The sequence below is a fragment of the uncultured Veillonella sp. genome, from assembly GCF_937981445.1.
Lineage (GTDB): Bacteria > Bacillota > Negativicutes > Veillonellales > Veillonellaceae > Veillonella_A.
Genome location: NZ_CALJON010000017.1, coordinates 1 through 4,505 on the forward strand (window position 1 = coordinate 1; position 4,505 = coordinate 4,505).

2 protein-coding genes are annotated in these 4,505 nt (G+C 39.6%); both read left to right on the top strand.

Features of this window, described 5'->3' with window-relative positions; all coding sequences use genetic code 11:
* Positions 1–1,269: VanW family protein (locus tag Q0376_RS03850; protein ID WP_298704276.1), on the top strand; the 1,269-nt coding region annotated here is incomplete at its 5' end.
* A gap of 66 nt (positions 1,270–1,335) precedes the next feature.
* The coding region (locus Q0376_RS03855; RefSeq protein WP_298704278.1) for a PolC-type DNA polymerase III at positions 1,336–4,505 on the top strand (3,170 nt) is incomplete at its 3' end.

Genomic DNA, 4,505 nt, shown 5'->3' on the forward strand with positions numbered 1-4,505 from the left:
AATATTTCGCAAGCCTCTAAGGACGAATTGCCGGAGATTATCCAAGAAGAAGTGGCTAAACAAAATCAAAAGATTGCCATTAAGAATAAAGCAGGTGAGGTTCATTATTACAGCTTAGATGAATTAGGTGTAAAACCTAATGTGCAGAAAACTGTGGAAAATATTATGGCCTATGGCTATGAGGATACGCCCATGGCATATGTGAGCAGCCGCTGGGAAGCGGTGGTGAATCCGGTAAAACAATCTATTATTTATGATGTAAACATTCCTATGCTTGAAAATGTTTTGCAGCAATATAACAAGGAGTTTGCCAAAGAAGGGCATGATGCGTATTTAACGGTAGAAAATGGTCAAGTTGTACTACATAAGGAGACCTTAGGTCATCGTCTTGATATAGAGCAAACCATTAAGAATTTTCAAGAGCAATTAAATGCAGGCACAGTGAGCCAAATTGAACTTGTGATTGATGAAGCGGCCGAGCCTAAAATAGTATCTAAGGATTTGGAAGGTATTACTACCGTTCTTGGCACTTATGAAACACAATTTAATTCTGGTGATGTGAGCCGCACTCATAATATTCAAATTGCTACTGATAAGATTAACAATGTGATTATTAAACCTAATGGCGTGTTCTCCTTTAATGAAATTGTAGGGGAACGCACAGCTGAAGCAGGCTATGATGATGCGCCGGTCTTTATGGATGGTAAATTAGTACCTGGTATTGGCGGTGGGATTTGCCAAGTAAGTTCTACTTTATTTAATACAGCGCTTTTATCTGGTATGACGATTGTAGAGCGAACCACTCATTTTGCGCCAGTTGGCTACATTCCAGCTGGTCGTGATGCTACCGTGGCGTATGGATACTTAGATTTTGTATTTAAAAATCCTTACAATCATCCAATTTATGTTATGGCTCAAACATCTGGTGATACATTAGTTATTACTATATTAGGTCATGCGGAGGATGAACCAACATCAGCTTCTGTTACAGTCAGTGAAGGAACGGTGCTACCGCATAAAACAGAAGAACGCATTGATCCAAATGCGACTAAAGAAGAAGTGCAAGTATCAGGTCATGATGGGCTTAGTATGACGACACAAGTGCGAGTTGTACATAAGAATGGTCAAGTAAGTACTGATACATTTGACTCTACCTATGATCCAGTAGATTTTGTTATTATTAAACCTAAAAATGCACCGCCTACAGAGGCCGCTAAAACTGACAAAGGCAAAGCGAATGAGGAGGGTGCTAATAGCAAGAGTCAATAAGAATTTATAGAGTTTATAGAGTTTATCTAGTTTATTGAAATATAGTAAGTAGGAGCAAATAGAAAAATGGCCGTACGTTATCATATTGTACCTAAAAAAAAGAATAAAGCCGCTGTTCTAATTGAATCTACTAAGGAACAAATTCAGATAAAACAAGTTGATTCGTCTTTTGAGAATTTTAATGCCTTAAAGGCGAAGTTAGAAGCTTGGTATAAGGAAAAACACGTATCCTTTGATGCGGTGCCTTTGAATGAGTCTAATATGTGTTCCTATATTTGGGAGCACGAAGGCATTCATGACCATACAATGGCAGAATACTACTATGCTGGTGGTTGTGGTGTAGGCGAGCTCATCGAAGAGATTGAGTATTTGCGTAAACAAAAAGGGCTTATGCCTGATTATGATGACTATCCAGAAGGTAATGAATTCGATAGTTATGATTTTATTGAAGAAGAACAGACTATGGAAGACGGTGCCAACTTCTACGGTGTCTATGGAGAGACAAAGAGTAGGGAGGGAGCGTATTCTCTTAGTGTCTCTCCTGATGAAGCTAATAATGGCATATTCTATGATGATAAGGAATTCTATGATGATAAGGAATCCTATGATGATTTCTTTTTATCTGATGAATTTAAATCATTTTCTGATGATGAAATTGATTTAAGCACTGACAATACACCGGTTGTCTGCGAATATGTACCAGCTCCATCAACTTCTACATCCCCTAGCACTGGTTGGCAAGGTAGTGGTAAGGGTAAAGGCAAAGGCTTCCGTAGAAAAAAAGATGTGACTGATCCCGGCATGGTAGTAGGACCTGAGATTACTGGTCCTGTAGTAACTATTGCGTCCCATCCTGAAGGGGGCCGTAATTTAGTGTTTGAAGGCATGCCTTTAGAAGTGGTCGCTCGCGAGTTAAAATCAGGTTCTGCCATTGTAACAGGGAGCATTGTGGATGACACAGAAGGCATTCGTTTTAATAAATTTGTAGACTCCATTGATGCTGCCAAAGATATTGTAAAACAAATTGAAAAGGTCCAATGCATACAGGTTTGTGGCGATGTGGAAATGGACGAACGATTTGAACGCGATTTTGTATTAAAACTTCGCAGTGCCAAAGTCATTAAGAAGGACACTATGCGTAAGGAGCATCGCGAAGACTCCCGTGTAGAACTTCATTTACACACTAAAATGAGTGACAAAGATGCTCTTGTTACTGTGTCTGATTTACTTAAAACAGTAAAAGCTTGGGGGCATCCAGCAGTAGCCATTACTGACCATGGGGTTATTCAAGCATTCCCAGAAGCACAAAAGGTAGCCAAGGACTTAGGCGTGAAGGTTATTTATGGCGTTGAAGCCTATTTAATTGACAATGAAGAATCAACTAAGCGTTACCATATTATTTTATTGGCTAAAAATATTGTAGGTCTTCGCAATTTATATAAATTAGTCACTTTATCTCATTTAAATTACTTCAGTCGTCGCCCACGCTTGCCGCGCGAAGTGATTGAGCAACATCGTGAAGGTTTAATCATAGGCTCTGCTTGTGAAGCCGGTGAGTTAATGCAAGCTATCGTACAAGGTGATTCTAAAGAACGCTTACTAGACATTGCGTCTTTCTATGATTATCTTGAAATTCAACCAATTTGTAACAATCGTTTCTTAATTCGGAAGGGCTTAGTGCCAGACGATGACGCATTGATTCAAATGAATAAAACTGTTGTAGAATTAGGGGAATATTTAAATAAACCTGTAGTTGCTACTTGCGACGTGCATTATTTAAATCCTGAAGATAAAATTTATCGTGAAATTATGCTCACTGCTACAGGGTTCCCAGATGCGAAGGAGCAGCCGGATTTACATCTTCGTACAACCGATGAAATGCTCAAAGAGTTTGAGTATTTAGGGGAAGAAAAGGCTTATGAAGTAGTTGTAACTAACTCCCGCATGATTAATGACAGCATTGATACTTTATATCCTGTACCGAGTGATAAAATCACGTACTCACCCCAAATTGATGGTGCCGATGAAGCACTGAGCGATATGTGCTATAAGAAGGCGAAGGAGATTTATGGGGATCCATTGCCACCAGTTGTTAAAGAGCGCTTGGAATATGAATTAGAGCGTATTATTGGTAATGGTTATGGCGTGTTATATTATATTGCCCATAAGCTAGTAAAAAAATCCCTTGATGATGGTTATTTAGTAGGGTCCCGTGGTTCTGTAGGTTCTTCTTTTGTAGCGACGATGGCAGATATTACGGAAGTAAATCCATTGCCACCACATTATATTTGTCTAAACTGTAAGCATAGTCAGTTCTTTGAAAAAGGCGAATATGCCGGCGGTTTTGACTTACCACGTGCTAACTGTCCAGAATGTGGCACGCCTATGCATACGAATGGACACAATATTCCATTTGCTATTTTCATGGGCTTTAATGGTGATAAAGTACCGGATATTGACTTGAACTTCTCTGGTGATTACCAACCGAAGGCACATAAATACACGGAAGAACTCTTTGGCCGTGATAATGTATTCCGTGCTGGTACTATTGGTACGATTGCGGAAAAGACGGCCATGGGGTATGTACGAAAATATGCCGAAATTAATGGCATGCAATACCGCAAGTCTTTTATTATGAAGCTCGCTAAGGGGTTTACTAAAGTAAAAAATACTACGGGGCAGCATCCAGGGGGTATCATGGTATGTCCTCGAAATATAGATATTCATCATTTTACGCCCGTTCAGCATCCAGCGAATAAAAAGGATAGTGGTATCATTACCACACATTTTGATTATCACTCCTTTGAAGGTCGTATCACTAAGCTTGATATATTAGGCCATGATGATCCTACTATTATTCGTATGTTAGAAGATATTACAGGTGTAGATATTCAAAGCATTCCTTTTGATGATCCTGAAACCTTGAGCTTGTTCTCGTCCACTAAGGCCATTGGTCTCACACCAGAACAGTTGATGGGAGACAAGGTAGCCTCCTTAGCAGTGCCAGAATGTGGTACTGGATTCGTTCGACGCATGCTTGAAGATTCTAAGCCTAAATGCTTCTCCGATATCGTTCGAATTTCTGGTTTCTCTCATGGTACCAATGTGTGGTTGAATAATGCGCAGACTTTGATTACTAGTGGTACTTGTAAATTGAACGAAGCGATTTCAACGCGCGATGATATTATGAACTTCTTGATGCAGCGCGATATTAAGCCACTTACAGCCTTTTCAGT